The organism is Streptomyces sp. NPDC026538 (assembly GCF_055567535.1).
On the sequence record NZ_JBVHQG010000002.1, the window covers coordinates 203,102 to 222,951 of the forward strand.

The following is a 19,850-nucleotide window of genomic DNA, read 5'->3' on the forward strand; positions in this document are numbered from 1 at the left end:
CCCCGTCGCCCGGAACCCCTGCTCAAAGTCGGCATCGACCCGCCCAAGCTGCCCCGCATACGGATACGCCGCCCGCGGTTGACCCCGTTCCGTGAGCGGAACCCCGTGGTGATCGGAGCCGTCGGTCTCACCTTCCTCGCGCTGCTGACCGTGGCCGCGTTCAACGCCGACAGCCTGCCGCTGATCGGCGGCGGAGACACGTACAGCGCGGCCTTCTCGGAGGCGGGCGGCCTCAAGCCCGGCGACGAGGTGCGGATCGCCGGCGTCAAGGTCGGCAAGGTCAAGGACGTCGATCTGGACCGTGACCACGTCAAGGTCACCTTCAAGATCAAGGGCGGTCCGGGGTTCGGCACCGAGACCGGCGCCTCGATCCGGGTCAAGACGATCCTCGGCGCGAAGTACCTCGCGCTGCATCCCAAGGGACCGGGACAGCTGAAGCCCGGCAGCGAGATACCGCTGAAGAGGACGGTTCCGGCGTACGACGTCGTGCAGGCGTTCAGCGATCTCACCACGACGACGGAGAAGGTCGACACCAATCAGTTGGCGAAGGCCCTGGACACCATCTCCACCACGTTCCAGGACTCGCCCGCCGAGGTACGGGCATCCATCAAGGGCCTGTCGAAGATCTCCCGGACGGTCGCCTCGCGCGACAAGGCGCTGGGCGAACTCCTCGACCATGCGAATGGTGTCACGGGCGTACTGGCCGAGCACTCCGAGGACTTCACCGCGTTGGTCAAGGACGGCGACCAGCTGTTCAAGGAGATCAGCAAGCGGCGCAAGGCGATCCACCAGCTGCTGAAGAGCTCCGCCGTGCTCGGCATCGAGCTCTCCGGCCTGGTCGAGGACAACGACAAGGAGATCGGGCCCGCGCTCAAGGGCCTGAACACCGTGGTGCGGATGCTCGAACGGAACCAATCCAGCCTCGACCGGAGCGTCAAGCTGCTCGCGCCCTACGTCCGGGTCTTCAGCAACGCCCTCGGCAACGGCCGCTGGTTCGACAGCTACGTCCAGAACCTGGTCGCCGCTCCCGTGGTGCCGCGCGCGGGAGGCACCCGGTGAAGAACCTGAAGAGGCGCGTGGCCGTGGTCACCGCACTCGCCCTCGTCGCCGCGCTCACCTACGTGCTGTGGCCGCGCTCCGAGTCCGTGCACGTCACCGCGTACTTCCCGCGCACCGTCGGCATCTACCCCGGCTCGGACGTCCGCGTCCTCGGCGTCCGGATCGGCGAGGTCGAGAAGATCACGCCGGAGGGCGACCGGGTGCGGGTAGAGCTGAAGTACGACGAAGGCCGCAAGGTGCCGGCGGACGCCAAGGCCGCCATCATCAACTCCTCGGTGGTCAGCGACCGTTACGTACAACTGCTGCCGGTGTACCGAAAGGGCCCGGTTCTGCGGAACGGCGCCGTCATCCCCGAGACACGGACGGCCGTACCGGTCGAACTGGACCGCATCTTCGACAGCCTGCACACGACGGCCGACGCGCTCGGCCCCCAGGGCGCCAACAAGGACGGCTCGCTGTCGCGGCTGCTCGGGGTGAGCGCGGACAACCTCGACGGCCAGGGCGAGAACCTCAACCGGACGGTCGAGGACCTCTCGCAGGCCGTCACCACGCTGTCCGACGGCCGCACAGACCTGTTCGGCACCGTGCGGAACCTGCAGGTGTTCACGGCCGCGCTGGCCGCCGACGACAAGAGCGTGCGGTCCTTCAACACCAGCCTCGCCGAGGTCGCCGGACAGCTCGCGGGCGAGCGCAAGGACCTCGCGGACGCACTCAAGAACCTGGGGACGGCGCTCGGCGACGTGTCCGCCTTCGTGAAAAACAACAAGAAGTCGCTGACCTCGAACGTGCAGGGCCTCAGCAAGGTGACGAAGGTGCTCGTCACCCAACGGGCCGCACTGGCTGAGCTGTTGGAGGTCGCTCCCACAGGGCTGTCGAACCTGAACAACGCCTACAACCCGTCCTCGGGCACCCTCGACACCCGCAACAACGCGCAGCAGGCACAGGATCCGGCCTCACTGCTGTGCTCCGTACTGAAGACGACCGGCGACGAGGGCGGCAAGAACCCCGACTGCAAGGAGCTCAAAGACCTCTTCGACTCCCTGCCGAAGGTGCCTCAGGGCTCCGCGGTGACGGGAACGGTCGACCGGACGCTCGGCGGAATTCTGGGGGCGAGCGCATGAGCGCGCTGCGCAAGGTCGGGGTGGTCGCGTGGGCCGCGGTCGGCTCGCTGCTGCTGTCCGGCTGCGAGTTCAACGGCTGGTACGACGTCCGGCTGCCCGGCGGAGCCGCCGCCGACGGCCACGCGTACCACGTCACCGTCGAGTTCCGCGACGTCCTCGACCTGGTGCCGCAGTCGGCGGTGAAGGTCAACAACGTCACCGTGGGCGCGGTCGAGAAGGTGGAACTGGACGGCTGGCACGCGCGCGTACGGCTGCGGGTCGCCGACTCGGTGAAGCTGCCCGCCAACACGGTCGCCGAGTTGCGGCAGACCAGCATGCTCGGCGAGAAGTACGTCGCGCTCTCCGCCCCGACCGGCACGGCCCCCATCGGCCGGCTCGGCGACGGCGACCGCATCCCGCTGTCCCGCAGCGGCCGCAACCCGGAGATCGAGGAGGTGCTGTCCGCGCTCTCCGCGCTGCTCAACGGCGGCGGGGTGGCCCAGCTCAAGACGATCACCGTGGAGCTGAACAAAGCCCTCGACGGCCGGGAGAGCCGGGTCAGATCGCTGCTCAAGGAGCTGAACACCTTCATCGGCGGCCTGGACGACCAACGGAAGGACATCGTCCACGCCCTCGAGGCCGTCGACCGGCTCGCGGGGCGGCTCGGCAAGGAGAAGAAGTCGATCGCCCAGGCCGTCGACACGATGCCACCTGCCCTGAAGGTCCTGGCCGACCAGCGCCGTGATCTGACGAGGATGCTCACCGCCCTGTCGAAGCTGGGCAAGACGGGCACCAAGGTGGTCAACGCCTCGCACGACGACACGGTCGAGAACCTCAAACAGCTGCGGCCCATCCTGCGACAGCTGAACAAGGCGGGCGATGATCTGCCCAACTCCCTTGAGCTGCTGACCACTTACCCGTTCCCCCGCAACGCGGTGGACTCCGTCAAGGGGGACTACGTCAACCTCGACATCACGGCTGACCTCGATCTGTCCGACCTCTACGGAAACCTGACGGACGGCAACTCCGGCCGGGGCAGGGGCGATTCCCAGAAGCCCGGCACTCCTGACGTACCGGATCTCCCCGATCTCCCCGATCTCCCCGATCTGCCGAGCGTGCCGGCACCCACCGCGCTGCCGAGCACACCGAGCCTGCCGACGTCACCCTCGGTGCCGTCGGCCCCCTCGGGCGGGGGCGGGCCGCTGTGCCCGCCGGTGTGCACCAGCAGCTACACCACCCGAGGCGGGCTGCCCGAGGGGATAGACCTCGCGCTCGCGGAGCTGATGCTGAAGGGAGTTCAGCCGTGATCACCCGTACGGTCAAGGCTCAGCTCCTGGCCTTCGCCACCGTCACCGCCGTCGGGGTGTCGTACGTCGGCGCCGAGTACACCGGTCTGGTGGACGACGTCCTGGGCCGCGGCTACACCGTGCAAGCGGACTTCGCCGACTCCGGGGGCATCTTCCCCGGCGCCGAGGTCACCTACCGTGGGGTGCCGGTGGGTCGCGTCGGCGCGCTGCGGCTGACCGGCTCCGACGGCGTCTCGGTCGCTCTCGACATCAAGGACGGCACGCCACGCATCCCGGCGGACACCCTCGCCGTGGTGGCGAACCGTTCGGCGGTGGGCGAGCAGTACGTAGATCTACAGCCACGTACTTCGCATGGCCCATACCTCCTCGACGGCAGCGCCATCCCGCGCGGCAGCACGCGCGTGCCACTGCCCACGACGGACCTGGTGCTGAGCCTGGACCGGCTGGTGAACTCGGTCGGCAAGGACGATCTACGAGTCACCGTGGACGAGTTGGGCAAGGCATTCTCGGGCACCGGCCCGAATCTGAGCCGACTGGTGGACTCGGGCAACGCGCTCGTGGAGTCGGCCTCCGAGTCACTCCCCCAGACGATCTCGCTGATCGAGGACTCGCGAAAGGTCCTCAAGACGCAGTCCGACCAGGGCTCGTCCATCAAGTCATTCGCGCACGACCTGGCGGCTCTCACGGCACAGCTGAAGTCGAGCGACGGAGACCTGCGCAAGCTGATCGGCAACGCGACACCGGCCGCGCAGCAGGTGAACTCGCTGCTGAAGAACATCTCACCGCGACTGGCGGTCCTGCTGGCCAATCTGATCAGCGGCGGCCAGGTCACGCTGGCCAACCTGCCCGGCGTGGAACAGTCCCTGGTCACCTTCCCGGCACTGGTCGCGGGCAGCTACACGGTCGTCCCGGGCGACGGCACCACCCACTTCGGCCTGGTGGTGAACGCCGACGACCCGCCGCCGTGCACGCAGGGGTACGGCACGGCACGGCGCGACCCCTCGGACACCCGCCCGCGCGAGGCGAACACCGACGCGCACTGCACGGCCCCGCGCGGAAGCAAGACGTCAGTACGGGGCGCGCAGAACGCCCCCGGCGCGTCGGCCGCTTCCGGCGATGCGAACCAGGCGGCGTACGTGACGCCGTACATCACGCCTTACGACCCGGAGACCGGCACCACGACCGGCCCGGACGGAAGACCGGTCGAGATCGGCTCGACGGGTGGCCAACAGGCGGTGTTCGGAAAGGAGTCGTGGCAATGGCTACTAGTAGGGCCGATGGCATGAGCGGGACCATGAACAGGACCATGAGCGTGACCGTGTCGGGCAAGACCCTGTCGAGCAGAGCGTGGTCGGGCAGGGCGTGGTCGGTGGCGCTCGCCGTGGCGACCGTCCTCACGACGGCGCTGACGATCTGGCTGATCCTTGGGCTGTACGACCAGCACGACACGGCGCAGCGGCGCCAGGACATCCTGGTCGCGGCACGCCAGTCGGCGCTGAACTTCACGTCGCTCGACTACCGGCACTACGACCGGGACAGCGCGAACGTCCTCCGGGGCGCCACCGGCGACTTCAAGAAGCAGTTCGCCGCGCAGACCGAGCAGCTGACCAAGCTGGTCGCCGCGAACGAGTCCGTGTCCGAGGGCCAGGTCCTCGACGCGGGCATCGTCCGCTCCGACGAGCACTCGGCCCGCGTCCTGGTGGTCGCCGACAGCAAGGTGACCAACACCGCCGCCCCCAAGGGCGAGGCGCGCACCTACCGCCTACAGCTCGACCTGGTGCACCGAAACGGCCGCTGGCTGACCTCCGACGTCGAGTTCGTCGGCTGACCGCGCCCTCCCCGCCAATACGACCCATGAGGACATGAGGAGTAAGACCGTGGCGAAGACGACCACCAGAAGCCGCGGCTCCGGTTCCGGATCCGGCACCCGGCACACCATGACCGCGGCCGCCCGCGCGGCGGCCAAGCGCGCGGAGCGCGGCCACCTCGAACCGGACCCGGCGGCCACCGAAGAGGAGGCCCCGGGACGGCCCGCGGCACCGACCGCCGGCCGCACCGTGCTCATCGAGGCCCCCGATGAGGACGGCTGGGACGACCCGCCCGAGCCCTCGCCGGAGTGCTTCGAGGAGGACCCACCGCAGGAGGAGGGCGAGCCCGGCCCCGCTACGGCTACGGCTACGGCTACGGCTACGCGGCACGGTCGGCGGCGGCTGCTCACTGCCGCCCTGTGTGTCCTGCTCCTGGCGGGCCTGGTCGCGGCCACCGTTCTCGGGTGGCGCTACCGGGAGGGTGTGCGGGCCGAACAGGCACGCGGTCAGGCACTCGCGGCCGCACGCCAGGCGGCGCCGGTCGTGCTGTCGTACGACTACAGGCACCTGGACCGCGACTTCGCCGCGGCCCGCGCCCGGCTCACCGGGCACTTCCGCGACGAGTACCGGAAGACCACCACGACGGTGGTCGGGCCGACGGCCAGCAAGTATCACGGGGTGGTGAAGGCCACGGTGGCGCAGCCCCCCGGCGGCTCCCCGGCGGCCTCCGTGATCTCAGCCTCGGCCGACCGAGCCGTGGTCCTCCTCTTCGTCAACCAGGTGACCACCAGCACCCAGGTCTCGGGCTCCCGCGTGGACCTGAACCGGGTGCGGATGACAGTGGCCCTTACGTCCGACGGCTGGAGGGTGAGCGGGGTCGACGCACTCTGACATCTACTTCTTCCGGGGGCTGAAGGGCAGACGAGGCCGGTTGCATGCCGAGGACGGCTGCGCGATTCGTGGATGCGGCCTCTGCGCTGTGCGGACGTTTCGTGTGGCCAGAGGCGGTGCAGATGGCGTGCACGCCGACCTGGGGACGTCGCGCAAGCAAGTACACCAGCTCCTTCGACGCCGTCTTCGAAGCGGAGGAGATGGAGGTGCTGCTCAGCGCGCCACAGGCGCCGCGGATGAACGCTCACTGCGAGCGCGTGATCGGCACGATCCGCCGGGAGGCACTCGACCACGTTCTGATCATGAACGAGGGCCACGCCCGAAAGACTCTCGCCGAGTACCACCACCACTACAACAGGCATCGACCACACCGGGCCCGAGACCAACGACCGCCCGAAGCTCAGGACCAGCCCGCTGCCGGGAACGACCCCCACGCGCAAAGGCTCCTACGCATCAGCGTCCTCGGCGGAATCGTCCACGAATACAGATACGCCGCTTGAGCTGCAGCGATGACTTTGTGAGCCCCCCAGGCCGTGGCACGCTCACGTCGCGGGCCGATCCAACATGGCGCGCGCCGGCCCTGCGCCGCGGTGCCCTGTCCCACCGACTGCTCCCAACGGTGATCGAAATGCCGGCGCGCTGGCGGCCGGGTCCGAAAGCGCCGGTCACCGCCCGTCCTCTTCGCCTTCCTCGGTAAAGGGGCGCACCGCGTCCAGCAGGGCCCTCAACGCACCGGTCACCATCCCGAGCTCGGCGACGCGCTGCGCGTACGGTTCCTGCCGCTCGGCCTGCTCGGCCTGCTCGGCGGCGTTCGCCAGGATCTGCTCGGCGGCCTGAGCCGCGGCGCGCAGCGCGGCACGTTCGATATTGCCGGGCATGTGATCTCCCATGGACTCGGCTGGCGGGCACAGGTGCGCGCCGGACAGCAGAAATACGCGGACATCGAGAACGCCGCCGCGCACCTGCACGGACTGCTGGACGGCAGGCGGGCCGGGAACCGGTGACACCGCCGAAAAAAGTGCACCCTCACCCGGCCCCCGGCGGCGGATCGTCCAGTGGCGCTAGGCGTCGTCGCCCCGCTCGCCCTCCGCCTGGGACGGCTCACTCCGGGGAACGTCCGGGTGCTGTTCCCTTGCGGTACCCTCGCCCGTCTCATCCCGCTCGCCCTCGGCCTGCGAGGGTGTGCGCGAGTACCAACCGTCGTAGTCAGGGGCTCCGGATTTCATGACGGGCCTCCTTCGTCGCTCACGTCCATCCTTCCCTCTCAGGCCGTGGTGGAACGTCTGCGGCCTCACCGTGCGAACGGCAATCCAGCATCGTCCAGAGAGGCGATCCGCGGCCGGACAGCGCACGCACCATCGGCCGTCGCCAGGTCGTCGGCGCCGTCGCTGTCGGGCGCTGGTCCCTCACCCAGGGAGAATGCGAACGCATCAGCTACGAAACCCAGGGAAGAACCGGTGAGCCCACGACCTCGCAAGCGGGTAACACCAGAACCGAGGGTGAACGGCCTGCAGCCGAAGATCACCGAGTCTGAAAGCGCCGGCCCGGACAAGTACAAGCTCGAGTGCCCCCTTGTGCGCCGAGATCGATCGGGAGGCGCGGATCCTCATCGGAGATCACACCCAGCTCGTCAGTGCCGCCCTGGCGACAGCCGCCACCATTCAGCTGCGCCACGGAACCCCGGCCAACGTGGCCTCCCTGATCGGCCTTGGCGCGGTGGGAAGCGTTCGGGCGCGCAACAGCATTCACTCCTCTCCGGCCACGTAGGGCCGGGCCTTGCTCCGCAACGGAGAAGTCTTGTCCCACACGTGCCAGCGTGCCCCACAGACCGGATCGGTCCCGTACGTCGCCTCTCCGGGAAAGTCCGGAACAGCCACCCGCTCGGGTCGCGGACGCTCGCGCAGATCCCGTCCGCACTTCGGGCACTTCTCCGGGTGCGCCATCGGATACATGCCCACCGTCGTCTCCACTTCCTCCCGGACCGGCATGGACTGTCGTTCTGTCAACCACCCTCACCGTATCTGCACTTCGTTGCCTCATTACCCTGAGGGCCACGTATGGAAGGACCGGGACGGAGATGAGTTGAGCGAGATCGAGCGTGAGGTGCATGCGCGGGTACAGGCTGCCGCCGACAAGGAGATCCATGTCAGTACCGTCTGGTCCCCTGACGAGTACCCCGAGGCTGGGTTGTGTGCGGAAGTACGCGAGTACAGCCCGTCGACGGAGTCCTTCGGTCGCGGCATCACGTTCCCGCTGAACAAGCTGCATGGCGTCATGGAGGGCCTGGAAAGCGTCTGGTTCAGCCACGGGGCCGGGGCAGAGGGGGAAGCGACTGATCCGGGCCATGAGGTGACCCGGTGAGCCCTGAGAGCCGCTGGACTCGGAACACGGCCGTGTGGCATCATCACGGCCGCCGGGTGCTCAGCACCTGGTAGTTGAGATCGTCCCGCATCAGCGGCCCGTAGATCTCCCTGCCGGCAGGTAAGGGGGTCCCCTTTCGAAGGAGACTCCTGTGCCTGCCGTTTCTCATTCCGCCGAGCCCACGCAGTGGGCGAACTATCGGCGCGCGGTCGTGGACATCGCCTTCCCCGCGTACAGCATCCGCGTCACGCCGGATCCCTCGGACGGCATGTCAGATCTTCAGTATCCGCTCGGCAGCGGGCACACGATCCACATCGTCACCGCCTTCAACCCCCGTGGACGCAACACCGCCGTGCGGGCCAATCTGCGGGCGCAACACGAACTGGTGCGGACCCTCGACCTTCGAGGCCTGCAGTGGTGGCCGGCCGTCGGAGGCGACGCGGCCGGTACCCACGCCGAAATCAGCGCTGCTGTCGTGGGTATGGACGACGCCCAGGCCAGGGCTCTGGGCCGGCGGTTCGGCCAGGACGCCGTGTTCGCCTGGTCACCGGCCTCGTGGCGACTGCTGGGCTGCGCCGAGGCGACCCACCACACGGTCGTCACCGGCTGGCACGCTGCCCTCCCGTAGGTCCACCGGACCTCTCGGTCGCCTGCCTCGCAAGCGACCCCACTGATCAGCCGAGCACGCCACGACAACTACCTCGCACCCCAAAGGAGCCACGCGGGTCTGCTGCAGGTTCGGGTGACAGGTTCGGCCACGCGGCCTGGAGGGCCATGCGCTCCTCCGGCGACGGCTCGTACCAGCTCAAGGCCACGGTTATGTGGAAGATCCACTGGACCGGCACCGGCGTGAATCGTGAACGGCCCCTGCCAGACGGCACGTTCGGCGCTGACCAGGATGTCGTCCTCCAGGAGATCCAGGCCGTCAACCGCTGAGCCAATTCCAACCGGGGGAACGATGAGTGACATCCGCATCGACATCGATGTACTCAACCGTGTCCGCAGCGACATCAAGCGCATCGGCGAGATCATGGAGCAGCCGGGCCGGGAGATGGACGAGGTCGACGGCGACTCCATGGGTGTGAGCTTGCTCGCCTCGCGTATGAACGACTTCGGGGACGAGTGGTCGTACGGGATCAAGCAGATCAAGAAGTATTCCGGTGCGGCGGTCAAAGCCCTCGACACGAAGAAGAAGGAGTTCGAGGAGCTCGACGACAAGTTGGCTGAGGCGCTGCGGAAGCCACGGGAGGGGGAGGCGTGTGAGTGATGTCTTCTCCTGGACTTCGCCCACGCAGATCTCACCCCTGAGGGGTCGGTTCACGAGAACTTCAGGCCCAAGGTCGACAAGGCGAACGCTCCTTCAGCTAGGCCGCGACGGCTCTGAGTGACTGGGTCGACGCGATGCCGGAGTGGCAGCGCAAGGCCGAGGTCCTGGAGCAGCACGCGCAGGACGCGTTGCACGCGGCGAAGCAGAAGCTGGCCGGTCTGCCGCCCAAACCCCTGATCGACCTGCCTGCGAAGGACGACGCTGAGGCGAACAAGCGGGAGAAGACCGAGAAGGACAGGTCCTCGGCGGAGCTGTCGGCCGCTACCGCACAGTCCGATCTCGACCTGTACCGCGCTCAGGCCCGCAAGCTGGCCGGCGACTACGACCTGGAAGGCCAATCGGTCGCCCGGCGCCTGGACAAGGCGATGGACATCGCGCCGAACGAGCCGGGTCTGATGCACAAGCTGGACGACGCCTTCAAGGGCCTCGGGAAGGTACTCGACGCGCTCGACGACGTCGTCGCCAAAGAGTACCTGTGGCGCGGTTCGTCGCCGACTGGGTGCGGAGCCGGCCGAGGTCGTCGAGCGGTTCGCCAGAGTGAGGGGTTACGAACACGCAGGTAGGGCCGCGACCGTTAGGTCGAGGCCCTCATCCGCGTATCGCTGTAGCGAGTGAGTGTCCGAGGGGGGACTTGAACCCCCACGCCCGATAAAGGGCACTAGCACCTCAAGCTAGCGCGTCTGCCATTCCGCCACCCGGACCAGGTGTCTGCCACCTGACCGGGGGTGTTCCCCGCGGCGACATGGACAACAATACCAAGCTTTCGGAGTGCCCTTCACCTGCGTTTCCGTCGACATATCCGCAGGTCGGCACCCCCTCACCGTACGTACCCGACCCGCTACCGGCTCAGTCGGCGGCGGCCGCGACCGTAGGCCGAGTACGCCCGGTACGCCGACGTGCGGGCCGCGCCCGGGGCGCCGCACAACACCGTGGGTTCGCCGCAGGGCGCGCCCGGTGCCGGACGCGCGCCGCGCCGGACCGGGCCGGGGTCCGGCGGAGATCGTCCGCTCGGTCCAGGTCCAGGTCCAGGTGTCGTGCGACGACCCGGCGGCGAACCGGGCCACGATCGCCGCCCTGTCCTCGCCCTCAGGGCATGAGCTGGTACTCCGGGAAGTTCCCCGGCAGCCGCTCCCCCGCCGGCCCCTGCGTCACCGCGCGCACCAGCAGTTCGCCGCCGACGAAGGCGCCCCGCCAGGACGCGCCGAAGCCGCCGAACAGTTCGTCCCGGTCGCCTCGGGAGCGTGGCTTGCCGTGGCCGACCTTGAAGGCTCGGATCTGCGGGGCCAGCCGCGCGAAGGTGGCCTCGTCGTCGGTGGAGAGCGTGGCGACCAGCGCGCCGTTGGACGCGTTCATGGCGGCCAGCAGTTCGGCCTCGGTGTCGACCAGGACGATCGTGTCGACCGGGCCGAACGGTTCCGCGTGGTGGAGCGGGGAGGACCGGGGCGGGTTGAGGAGGGTGACCGGGTGGACGTACGACGACGTGTCCTGGCCGGGCAGGAAGCGCGCGTCGGCCGGGCGGCCGCGGTGCAGTGGGACGGCGCCGCGGTCGACGGCCTCGGCCACCTGGTCGGTCAGGTCCTTGGCCTTGGCCGCGTTGATCACCGGCCCGAAGTCCAGCTCGGGCAGCGAGTCGGCGGGGTCGCGGACCGCAAGGGGGTGGCCCACGCGCAGCCCCCGGACCGCCGGGAGGTAGGCGGTCAGGAACTCGTCGAACAGCTCGCGCTGGACGACGAAGCGCGGGTAGGCGGTGCAGCGCTGTTTGCCGTAGTCGAAGAGCTTGGGGACGACGGCGGTGAACGCCTCCCAGCCGGTGAAGTTCCAGATGCCCCAGGTGTTGAGCCCCTCCTGTTCGAGTACGTGCCGCTTGCCGAGGTCGGCGACGGCGGTGGCCACCGCGGCTCCGGTGTCCCGGCCTCCGACGAAGGAGACACAGCCGATCTCCGGCGCCCGCACCAGCACCTCGGACAGCTCGCCCCCGCTGCCGCTCAGCAGCGTCACCGGCAGGCCTTCCCGGGCGGCCAGCGCGCAGGCCAGGGTGAGACAGGCGACGCCGCCGTCGGTCGGGGTCTTCGCCACCACCGCGTTGCCCGCCAGGGCCTGGACCAGTACCGCGTGGACGAGCACGCTCATCGGGTAGTTCCAGCTGGCGATGTTGGACACCGGCCCGTCCAGCGGGGCGCGCCCCGCGAGCATCGGCCCGATGCCGTCGACGTACCAGCGCACCCCGTCGATCGCCCGGTCCACGTCCGCCTGGGCCAGCCGCCAGGGCTTGCCGATCTCCCAGACCAGGAGCAGGGCGAGCAGTTCGCGGTGTTCGGTCAGGGCGTCCAGGGTGGCGGCCACCCTGGCCCGGCGCTCGTCCAGCGGGACGTGCCGCCAGGCCCGGTGCTGGTCGAGGCAGGCGCGGACGGCCCGGTGGGCGGTGCCGCGGTCGAGCCGTGGGGCGCCGGCGATGGGGCTGCCGTCGACGGGGCTGGTCGCGGGCAGCGGCCGGCCGTCGGGCTGCCAGGTGCCGGCGTGGAGGTTGAGGACTCGGTCGTCCTGGAAGGCCTCGGGGGCGACAGCGAGACAGCGCGCCCAGGCGTCGCGCCACCCGGTGCCGGGCTTCTGGACCAGAGTGCCGAGGGCCATGGCTCAGCTCCCTTCCGGCTGCCGCGCATCCAGCAGGTCCAGGACCAGCCGCGCGGTGGCGGTCGGTGTGCTCCCCACCCGCACCCCGACCGCCTCCAGCGCCTCCTGCTTGGCCCGCGCGGTGCCGGCCGAACCGGAGACGATGGCGCCCGCGTGGCCCATGGTGCGGCCCTCGGGCGCTGTGAACCCGGCGATGTAGCCGACGACCGGCTTGGTGACGTGGTCGCGGATGTAGGCGGCGGCCCGTTCCTCCGCGTCGCCTCCGATCTCCCCTATGAGGACGACGAGTTCGGTGTCGGGGTCTTCCTGGAAGGCGGCCAGGCAGTCGATGTGGCTCGTGCCGACGACCGGGTCACCGCCGATGCCCACGCAGGTGGAGAAGCCGATGTCGCGCAGTTCGTACATGAGTTGGTAGGTCAGGGTGCCCGACTTGGAGACGAGTCCGATCCGGCCCGGCTTGGTGATGTCGGCGGGGATGATGCCCGCGTTGGACTGGCCGGGGGTGATCAGTCCGGGGCAGTTGGGGCCGATGATCCGGGTGCCCTTGCCGCGGGCGTACGCGGTGAAGGCGACGGAGTCGTGGACCGGGATGCCCTCCGTGATCACCACCGCCAGGCCGATACCGGCGTCGGCGGCCTCCAGCACCGCCGCCTTGGCGAAGGCGGGCGGCACGAAGACGACCGTGACGTCGGCGCCGGTCGCGGCCACGCCCTCGGCGACCGTGCCGTAGACCGGGACCGCACGCTCGTCGAAGTCGACGCTCTGGCCCGCCTTGCGCGGGTTGACGCCGCCGACGACGTCCGTCCCGGCGGCGAGCATCCGCCGGGTGTGCTTCATGCCCTCGCCGCCGGTCATGCCCTGGACGAGGACCTTGCTCTCCTTGGTGAGGTAGATCGCCATGTCGTCCCGTCTCCTCAGGCTGTGGTGGCGAGTTGGGCCGCGCGGTGGGCGGCGCCGTCCATGGTGGTGGCCTGTTCGACCAGGGGGTGCGCGCGGCCGTCGAGGATCGCCCGGCCGCGGGCCGCGTTGTTGCCGTCGAGCCGGACCACCAGGGGCTTGGTCAGCCGGACGGTCTCCAGGGCCTGCACGATCCCGTCGGCGACCGCGTCGCATGCCGTGATTCCGCCGAAGACGTTGACGAAGACCGACTTCACGGCCGGGTCGGAGAGGATCACCGACAGTCCGTCGGCCATGGTCTGGGCGGAGGCTCCGCCGCCGATGTCCAGGAAGTTGGCGGGGGCCGCGCCGCAGCCGGCCACCACGTCCAGGGTGGACATCACCAGGCCGGCGCCGTTGCCGATGATGCCGACAGCGCCGTCCAGCTTGACGTAGTTGAGGCCGCGGGCGGCGGCCACCGCCTCCAGCGGGTCCCGGTGCCCGCTCTCCTCCGCGCCCCAACGGGCCTGCCGGAAGCGGGCGTTGTCGTCCAGGGTGATCTTGCCGTCGAGGGCCAGGATCCGGCCCTCCGTGGTCCGCACGAGCGGGTTCACCTCGACGAGCAGGGCGTCCTCGCGGACCAGCACCTGCCAGAGCCTTACCAGGACGTCGACGGTCTGCGGCGGCAGTCCGGCGGCGCCGGCGATCTCCTGGGCCTTGGCGGAGGTGACGCCGACCGCGGGGTCGACGGGGATGCGGGCCACCGCCTCCGGCCGGTTCGCGGCCACTTCCTCGATCTCCATGCCGCCCTCGGCGGAGGCGATCGCCAGGAAGCCGCCGGCCGCCCGGTCGAGGACGTAGGAGAGGTAGAACTCGCTCTCGATGTCGACGGGTTGGGCCAGCATCACCTTGCCGACCGTGTGCCCCTTGATGTCCATGCCCAGGATCTGTCGGGCCGTCAGTTCCGCGGCGGCCGGATCGGCGGCTAGCCTGACGCCGCCCGCCTTGCCCCGGCCACCGGTCTTGACCTGCGCCTTCACTACGACCCGGCCGCCGAGCCTGCGGGCGATCTCCCGGGCCTCCTTGGGCGAGTCGGTGACCTCGCCCCTCGGCACCACGATGCCGTGTTCCTCGAAGAGTTCCCTTGCCTGGTGTTCGTACAGGTCCATTCCGGCTCCTGTCTGCGAAGTCATCCAGAAGTCATCGCGAGGCCGAACTCCGATGACTGAAAAGTGCCGCACGCCCCCTGGACACCACCCACCGGATGCGGGATAACAAGCTTCATACAGTATTCGTCGACTGTATGCAATGTACGAAGACGGCATCCCACCCCCTACGAAGGGACAGGACTTCGCCATGCCCGACGACACCCAGGACGTGATTTCCGGTGGTCATCTCGTTGCCAAGGCACTGAAGGCCGAGGGGGTCGACCGCATCTACACCCTCTGCGGCGGCCACATCATCGACATCTACGACGGCTGCGTAGACGAGGGCATAGAAGTCGTCGACGTCCGCCACGAGCAGGTGGCCGCGCACGCCGCCGACGGCTACGCACGCATCACCGGCAGGCCAGGCTGCGCGGTCGTCACCGCGGGGCCGGGGACGACCGACGCCGTCACCGGGGTCGCCAACGCCTTCCGCGCGGAGTCCCCGATGCTGCTGATCGGCGGCCAGGGGGCGCTCACCCAGCACAAGATGGGGTCCCTGCAGGACCTGCCGCACGTCGACATGATGGCGCCGATCACCAAGTTCGCGGCGACCGTCCCGGACACCGCCCGCGCCGCCGACATGGTCTCGATGGCGTTTCGCGAGTGCTACCACGGCGCGCCCGGCCCCTCCTTCCTGGAGATACCGCGCGACGTCCTGGACGCCAAGGTCCCGGCGGAGAAGGCGCGCGTCCCCCGGTCCGGCGCTTACCGGGCCTCCACCCGCTCGGCCGGCGACCCCGACGCGATCGAGAAGCTCGCCGACCTCCTCGTGCACGCGGAGAAACCGGCCATCCTGCTGGGCAGCCAGGTCTGGACGACTCGGGGCACCGCGGCCGCCATCGAGCTGGTCAGGACCCTCAACATCCCGGCGTACATGAACGGCGCCGGACGCGGCAGCCTGCCGCCCGGCGACCCGCACCACTTCCAGCTCTCCCGGCGGTACGCGTTCTCCAACGCCGACGTCATCGTGATCGTCGGCACGCCCTTCGACTTCCGGATGGGCTACGGCAAGCGTCTCTCCCCCGCCGCCACCGTCGTCCAGATCGACCTCGACTACCGCACGGTCGGCAAGAACCGGGACATCGACCTCGGGATCGTCGGCGACGCGGGGCTGGTCCTGAAGTCCGTGACCGAGGCCGCCTCGGGCCGCGTCAACGGTGGTGCCTCCCGGCGCAAGGAGTGGCTCGACGAGCTGCGGGCCGCCGAACAGACCGCGATCGAGAAGCGGTTGCCGCAGCTGCGGTCGGACGCCTCCCCCATCCACCCGTACCGCCTGGTCAGCGAGATCAACGACTTCCTCACCGAGGACTCGATCTACATCGGCGACGGCGGCGACATCGTCACCTTCTCGGGGCAGGTGGTCCAGCCCAAGTCGCCTGGCCACTGGATGGACCCGGGCCCGCTCGGCACCCTCGGCGTCGGCGTCCCCTTCGTGCTCGCCGCCAAGCAGGCGCGGCCCGACAAGGAGGTCGTCGCCCTCTTCGGCGACGGCGCGTTCTCCCTCACCGGCTGGGACTTCGAGACCCTGGTCCGTTACGACCTGCCCTTCGTCGGGATCGTCGGCAACAACTCCTCGATGAACCAGATCCGTTACGGCCAGGCCGCCAAGTACGGCAAGGAGCGCGAGCGGATCGGCAACACCCTCGGGGACGTCCACTACGACAAGTTCGCCCAGATGCTGGGCGGTTATGGCGAGGAGGTCCGCGACCCCGCCGACATCGGCCCCGCCCTGCGCCGGGCCCGGGAGTCCGGCAAGCCGTCGCTGATCAACGTCTGGGTCGACCCGGACGCGTACGCCCCCGGAACCATGAACCAGACCATGTACAAGTGAGGTGAACGCCGATGACCACCAAGGCACTCGAAGGCATCCGCGTCCTCGACATGACGCACGTCCAGTCGGGGCCGTCCGCCACCCAGCTGCTCGCCTGGCTCGGCGCGGACGTCGTAAAACTGGAGGCGCCGACCGGTGACATCACGCGCAAGCAGCTGCGTGACCTCCCGGACGTCGACTCCCTCTACTTCACGATGCTCAACTGCAACAAGCGGAGCATCACCCTCAACACCAAGACCGAGCGCGGCAAGGAACTCCTCACCGAGCTGATACGCCGCTCGGACGTGATGGTGGAGAACTTCGGGCCGGGTGCGGTCGACCGGATGGGGTTCACCTGGGACCGCATCAAGGAGATCAACCCCCGGATCGTGTACGCGTCCATCAAGGGGTTCGGGGAGGGGCCGTACACCGACTTCAAGGCGTACGAGGTCGTCGCCCAGGCGATGGGCGGCTCGATGGCCACCACCGGCTTCGAGGACGGGCCGCCACTGGCGACGGGCGCGCAGATCGGTGACTCGGGCACGGGGGTGCATACAGTAGCCGGGATACTGGCGGCGCTCTTCCAGCGGGAGCGGACCGGACGCGGCCAGCGGGTTAACGTCGCCATGCAGCACGCCGTGCTCAACCTCTGCCGGGTCAAGCTGCGCGACCAGCAGCGGCTGGTGCACGGGCCGCTCGCCGAGTACCCCAACGAGGACTTCGGCGACCAGGTGCCCCGCTCCGGCAACGCCTCCGGCGGCGGTCAGCCCGGCTGGGCGGTGCAGTGCGCGCCGGGCGGGCCGAACGACTACGTGTACGTCATCGTGCAGCCCGTCGGCTGGCAGCCGATCACCCGACTGATCGGCCGGCCGGAGCTGGCGGAGGACCCGGAATGGGCGACCCCGGAGGCCCGTCTGCCCAAACTCAACAAGATGTTCCAGCTGATCGAGGAGTGGTCCTCGACGCTCCCCAAGTGGGAGGTGCTGGAGAGGCTCAACGCCCACAACATCCCGTGCGGACCGATCCTCTCCACCAAGGAGATCATCGAGGACGAGTCGCTGGTCGCCAACGAGATGGTGGTCACCGTCCCGCACCCCGAGCGCGGTGAGTTCGTCACCGTCGGCAGCCCGCTCAAGCTCTCCGACTCCCCCGTGGACGTGACCAGTTCACCGCTCCTGGGCGAGCACAACGCAGAGGTCTACATCGGCGAACTCGGTCTGGGCGACGAAGAGTTGCGCCTGCTCAAGTCGAACGGAGTGATCTGACGTGATGGCAGAGGACCGGGAGCTGCGGGTCCGCGCGCTCCTCGACTCCGTGCGCGCAGCGGGCCGCAACGCGCTCACCGCGCCCGAGGGCAAGGTGATCGCCGACGCGTACGGGATCGCCGTACCGGGCGAGGAGCTGGCGAGGGACGTCGACGAGGCGGTGGCGTACGCGGCGCGCTTCGGCGGACCGGTCGTCATGAAGATCGTCTCACCGGACATCCTGCACAAGACCGACGCCGGCGGGGTGATCGTAGGGGTCGAGGGCGCGGCGGACGTGCGCGCGGCCTTCCATCGGATCGTCGAGAACGCCAAGGCCTACGACGCCGACGCGAGGATCGAGGGCGTCCAGGTCCAGGAGCTGCTGCCGAAGGGCACGGAGGTGATCGTCGGCGCGGTCACCGACCCCACCTTCGGGAAGGTCGTCGCCTTCGGGCTCGGCGGGGTGCTGGTCGAGGTCCTGAAGGACGTCACCTTCCGGCTGGCGCCCGTCTCCGCCGACGAGGCGCTCTCCATGCTCGACTCCATCCAGGCGGCCGAGGTGCTGCGCGGGGTGCGCGGGCAGGCCGGGGTGGACCGCTGGGCGGTCGCCGAGCAGATCCGGCGCGTCTCCCAACTGGTCGCGGACTTCCCGGAGATCGCCGAGGTGGACCTCAACCCGGTGATCGCCACCCCACAGGGCGCGGTCGCCGCCGACATCCGGATCATCCTCGCCGGGAAGCAGCCGCCGCCGCGCCGGAAGTACACGCGCGAGGAGATCCTCACCTCCATGCGCCGGCTGATGCAGCCCCGCTCGGTCGCCGTGATCGGCGCCTCCAACGAGCCGGGCAAGATCGGCAACTCGGTGATGCGCAACCTGGTCGACGGCGGCTTCGCCGGGGAGATCCATCCGGTGAACCCCAAGGCCGATGACATTCTGGGCCGCAAGGCGTACAAGAGTGTCACGGACGTTCCCGGAGAGGTGGACGTGGCAGTCTTCGCCATTCCCGCCAGGTTCGTGGCAGCGGCGCTGGAGGAGGTGGGCCGCAAGAAGATCCCCAACGCCGTCCTGATCCCCTCCGGTTTCGCGGAGACAGGCGAACACGAACTCCAGGAGGAGATCGTCGCGATCGGCGAACGGTACGGCGTCCGCCTCCTCGGCCCGAACATCTACGGCTACTACTCCACCTGGCAGGACCTGTGCGCCACGTTCTGCACGCCGTACGACGTGAAGGGCGGCGTGGCGCTGACGTCCCAGTCGGGCGGCATCGGGATGGCGATCCTCGGCTTCGCGCGGACCACGAAGACCGGTGTGTCGGCGATCGTGGGCCTCGGCAACAAGTCGGACCTGGACGAGGACGACCTGCTGACCTGGTTCGGCGAAGACCCGCACACCGAGTGCATCGCGATGCACCTGGAGGACCTCAAGGACGGCCGCGCCTTCGTCGACGCGGCGCGGAACACCGTACCGAAGAAGCCTGTCGTGGTCCTCAAGGCGGGGCGTACGGCGGCCGGCGCCAAGGCGGCCGGTTCGCACACCGGGGCTCTCGCGGGTGACGACGCGGTGTACGACGACATCCTCCGGCAGGCCGGGGTGATCCGGGCGCCGGGCCTGAACGACATGCTGGAGTTCGCGCGCGGCCTGCCGGTGCTGCCTGCCCCGCAGGGCGACAACGTCGTGATCATCACCGGTGCGGGCGGCAGCGGGGTGCTGCTGTCCGACGCCATCACCGACAACGGCCTGTCCCTGATGGAGATACCGCCGGACCTTGACGAGGCGTTTCGCCGCTTCATCCCGCCGTTCGGGGCCGCGGGCAACCCGGTGGACATCACGGGCGGCGAGCCGCCGTCGACGTACGAGGCGACGATCCGGCTCGGTCTTGAGGACCCGCGCATCCACGCCCTGGTCCTCGGCTACTGGCACACCATCGTCACCCCGCCGATGGTGTTCGCGGAACTGACCGCGCGGGTGGTCGCGGAGTTCCGGGAGCGGGGCATCGAGAAGCCGGTCGTCGCCTCGCTCGCGGGGGACGTCGAGGTCGAGGAGGCCTGCCAGTACCTGTACGAGCGGGGGGTCGTGGCGTACCCGTACACGACCGAACGGCCGGTGGCCGTGCTCGGCGCCAAGTACCGCTGGGCGCGGGCGGCCGGACTGCTGGGGGGCGGCTCATGACCTAGCCGAGGAAGGGGCCGGCCGGCGGTGCGCTGCGGCCGGCCCCGGGACCCGTGCG

20 protein-coding genes, 1 tRNA gene and 1 pseudogene are annotated in these 19,850 nt (G+C 69.5%); 16 read left to right on the top strand and 6 right to left on the bottom strand.

Annotated elements, in window-relative coordinates:
• The first annotated feature begins 78 nt into the window (after positions 1-78).
• The 7 genes from ACZ4N4_RS07790 to ACZ4N4_RS07820 all read left to right on the top strand — a co-directional run bounded on the left by ACZ4N4_RS07790 (position 79) and on the right by ACZ4N4_RS07820 (position 6,665).
• Positions 79-1,059: an MCE family protein gene (locus tag ACZ4N4_RS07790; RefSeq protein WP_467587634.1), complete on the top strand. Its 981-nt coding sequence runs from the start codon at positions 79-81 to the stop codon at positions 1,057-1,059.
• Positions 1,056-2,180: an MCE family protein gene (locus tag ACZ4N4_RS07795; RefSeq protein ID WP_467585681.1), complete on the top strand. Its 1,125-nt coding sequence runs from the start codon at positions 1,056-1,058 to the stop codon at positions 2,178-2,180. Before ACZ4N4_RS07790 ends, ACZ4N4_RS07795 begins: the two co-directional genes overlap by 4 nt.
• Entirely contained in the window at positions 2,177-3,466 is a 1,290-nt protein-coding gene (locus ACZ4N4_RS07800; RefSeq protein ID WP_467585684.1) for an MCE family protein, read from the top strand. The genes ACZ4N4_RS07795 and ACZ4N4_RS07800 overlap by 4 nt, the downstream gene beginning before the upstream one ends.
• Positions 3,463-4,752 (top strand): MCE family protein, encoded by a 1,290-nt coding sequence (locus tag ACZ4N4_RS07805; protein ID WP_467585686.1) that lies wholly within the window; start codon positions 3,463-3,465, stop codon positions 4,750-4,752. Before ACZ4N4_RS07800 ends, ACZ4N4_RS07805 begins: the two co-directional genes overlap by 4 nt.
• A gap of 20 nt (positions 4,753-4,772) precedes the next feature.
• The gene (locus tag ACZ4N4_RS07810; RefSeq protein ID WP_467587637.1) at positions 4,773-5,294 is read left to right on the top strand and encodes a hypothetical protein; all 522 of its coding nucleotides are present in this window, start codon (positions 4,773-4,775) and stop codon (positions 5,292-5,294) included.
• 49 nt (positions 5,295-5,343) lie between these two features.
• On the top strand, positions 5,344-6,165 hold the full coding sequence (locus tag ACZ4N4_RS07815) for a hypothetical protein (RefSeq protein WP_467585688.1): 822 nt from the start codon (positions 5,344-5,346) through the stop codon (positions 6,163-6,165).
• Between the two features lie 68 nt (positions 6,166-6,233).
• Positions 6,234-6,665: an integrase core domain-containing protein gene (locus tag ACZ4N4_RS07820; protein WP_467585690.1), complete on the top strand. Its 432-nt coding sequence runs from the start codon at positions 6,234-6,236 to the stop codon at positions 6,663-6,665.
• A gap of 165 nt (positions 6,666-6,830) precedes the next feature.
• On the opposite strand, the gene ACZ4N4_RS07825 is transcribed toward ACZ4N4_RS07820, so the two are convergent.
• Positions 6,831-7,043, bottom strand: a complete 213-nt coding sequence (locus tag ACZ4N4_RS07825) for a hypothetical protein (protein WP_467585693.1) — start codon at positions 7,041-7,043, stop codon at positions 6,831-6,833.
• On the opposite strand from ACZ4N4_RS07825, the gene ACZ4N4_RS07830 reads away from it, so the two are divergent.
• Entirely contained in the window at positions 7,044-7,169 is a 126-nt protein-coding gene (locus ACZ4N4_RS07830) for a hypothetical protein (RefSeq protein ID WP_467585696.1), read from the top strand.
• A 57-nt stretch (positions 7,170-7,226) separates the two neighbouring features.
• On the opposite strand, the gene ACZ4N4_RS07835 is transcribed toward ACZ4N4_RS07830, so the two are convergent.
• The gene (locus tag ACZ4N4_RS07835) at positions 7,227-7,391 is read right to left on the bottom strand and encodes a hypothetical protein (RefSeq protein ID WP_453569820.1); all 165 of its coding nucleotides are present in this window, start codon (positions 7,389-7,391) and stop codon (positions 7,227-7,229) included.
• 856 nt (positions 7,392-8,247) lie between these two features.
• Between ACZ4N4_RS07835 and ACZ4N4_RS07840 the strand changes: the two genes are divergently transcribed.
• From ACZ4N4_RS07840 to ACZ4N4_RS07860, 5 genes and pseudogenes are all read left to right on the top strand, one after another.
• Entirely contained in the window at positions 8,248-8,526 is a 279-nt protein-coding gene (locus ACZ4N4_RS07840; RefSeq protein ID WP_467585698.1) for a hypothetical protein, read from the top strand.
• 151 nt (positions 8,527-8,677) lie between these two features.
• On the top strand, positions 8,678-9,154 hold the full coding sequence (locus tag ACZ4N4_RS07845; protein WP_467585701.1) for a DUF3293 domain-containing protein: 477 nt from the start codon (positions 8,678-8,680) through the stop codon (positions 9,152-9,154).
• Between the two features lie 146 nt (positions 9,155-9,300).
• Positions 9,301-9,462: pseudogene (locus ACZ4N4_RS07850) on the top strand (hypothetical protein); the annotation flags it as partial.
• Positions 9,463-9,484: 22 nt separating this feature from the next.
• A complete protein-coding gene (locus ACZ4N4_RS07855) occupies positions 9,485-9,793 on the top strand; it encodes a hypothetical protein (protein WP_467585704.1) in 309 nt (102 codons plus the stop codon).
• A 134-nt stretch (positions 9,794-9,927) separates the two neighbouring features.
• Positions 9,928-10,416, top strand: a complete 489-nt coding sequence (locus tag ACZ4N4_RS07860) for a hypothetical protein (protein WP_467585707.1) — start codon at positions 9,928-9,930, stop codon at positions 10,414-10,416.
• Positions 10,417-10,469: 53 nt separating this feature from the next.
• Here ACZ4N4_RS07860 and ACZ4N4_RS07865 read toward each other — a convergent pair.
• The 4 genes from ACZ4N4_RS07865 to sucC all read right to left on the bottom strand — a co-directional run bounded on the left by ACZ4N4_RS07865 (position 10,470) and on the right by sucC (position 14,529).
• A tRNA-Leu gene (locus ACZ4N4_RS07865) sits at positions 10,470-10,554 on the bottom strand.
• Positions 10,555-10,939: 385 nt separating this feature from the next.
• On the bottom strand, positions 10,940-12,484 hold the full coding sequence (locus ACZ4N4_RS07870) for an aldehyde dehydrogenase family protein (protein ID WP_467585710.1): 1,545 nt from the start codon (positions 12,482-12,484) through the stop codon (positions 10,940-10,942).
• A gap of 3 nt (positions 12,485-12,487) precedes the next feature.
• A complete protein-coding gene (gene sucD, locus ACZ4N4_RS07875; protein WP_467585713.1) occupies positions 12,488-13,384 on the bottom strand; it encodes a succinate--CoA ligase subunit alpha in 897 nt (298 codons plus the stop codon).
• Positions 13,385-13,398: 14 nt separating this feature from the next.
• On the bottom strand, positions 13,399-14,529 hold the full coding sequence (sucC, locus tag ACZ4N4_RS07880) for an ADP-forming succinate--CoA ligase subunit beta (RefSeq protein ID WP_467585716.1): 1,131 nt from the start codon (positions 14,527-14,529) through the stop codon (positions 13,399-13,401).
• A 187-nt stretch (positions 14,530-14,716) separates the two neighbouring features.
• Between sucC and ACZ4N4_RS07885 the strand changes: the two genes are divergently transcribed.
• Genes ACZ4N4_RS07885 through ACZ4N4_RS07895 form a run of 3 tightly spaced genes read left to right on the top strand, consistent with a single transcriptional unit; the run spans position 14,717 to position 19,792 of the window.
• The gene (locus ACZ4N4_RS07885) at positions 14,717-16,399 is read left to right on the top strand and encodes a thiamine pyrophosphate-binding protein (RefSeq protein WP_467585719.1); all 1,683 of its coding nucleotides are present in this window, start codon (positions 14,717-14,719) and stop codon (positions 16,397-16,399) included.
• A gap of 11 nt (positions 16,400-16,410) precedes the next feature.
• Positions 16,411-17,643 carry a formyl-CoA transferase gene (gene frc / locus ACZ4N4_RS07890; protein ID WP_467585723.1) on the top strand — a complete coding sequence of 411 codons (1,233 nt, stop codon included), beginning with the start codon at positions 16,411-16,413 and terminating at the stop codon, positions 17,641-17,643.
• Between the two features lie 4 nt (positions 17,644-17,647).
• The gene (locus tag ACZ4N4_RS07895) at positions 17,648-19,792 is read left to right on the top strand and encodes an acetate--CoA ligase family protein (protein ID WP_467585726.1); all 2,145 of its coding nucleotides are present in this window, start codon (positions 17,648-17,650) and stop codon (positions 19,790-19,792) included.
• The last annotated feature ends 58 nt before the right edge of the window (positions 19,793-19,850 follow it).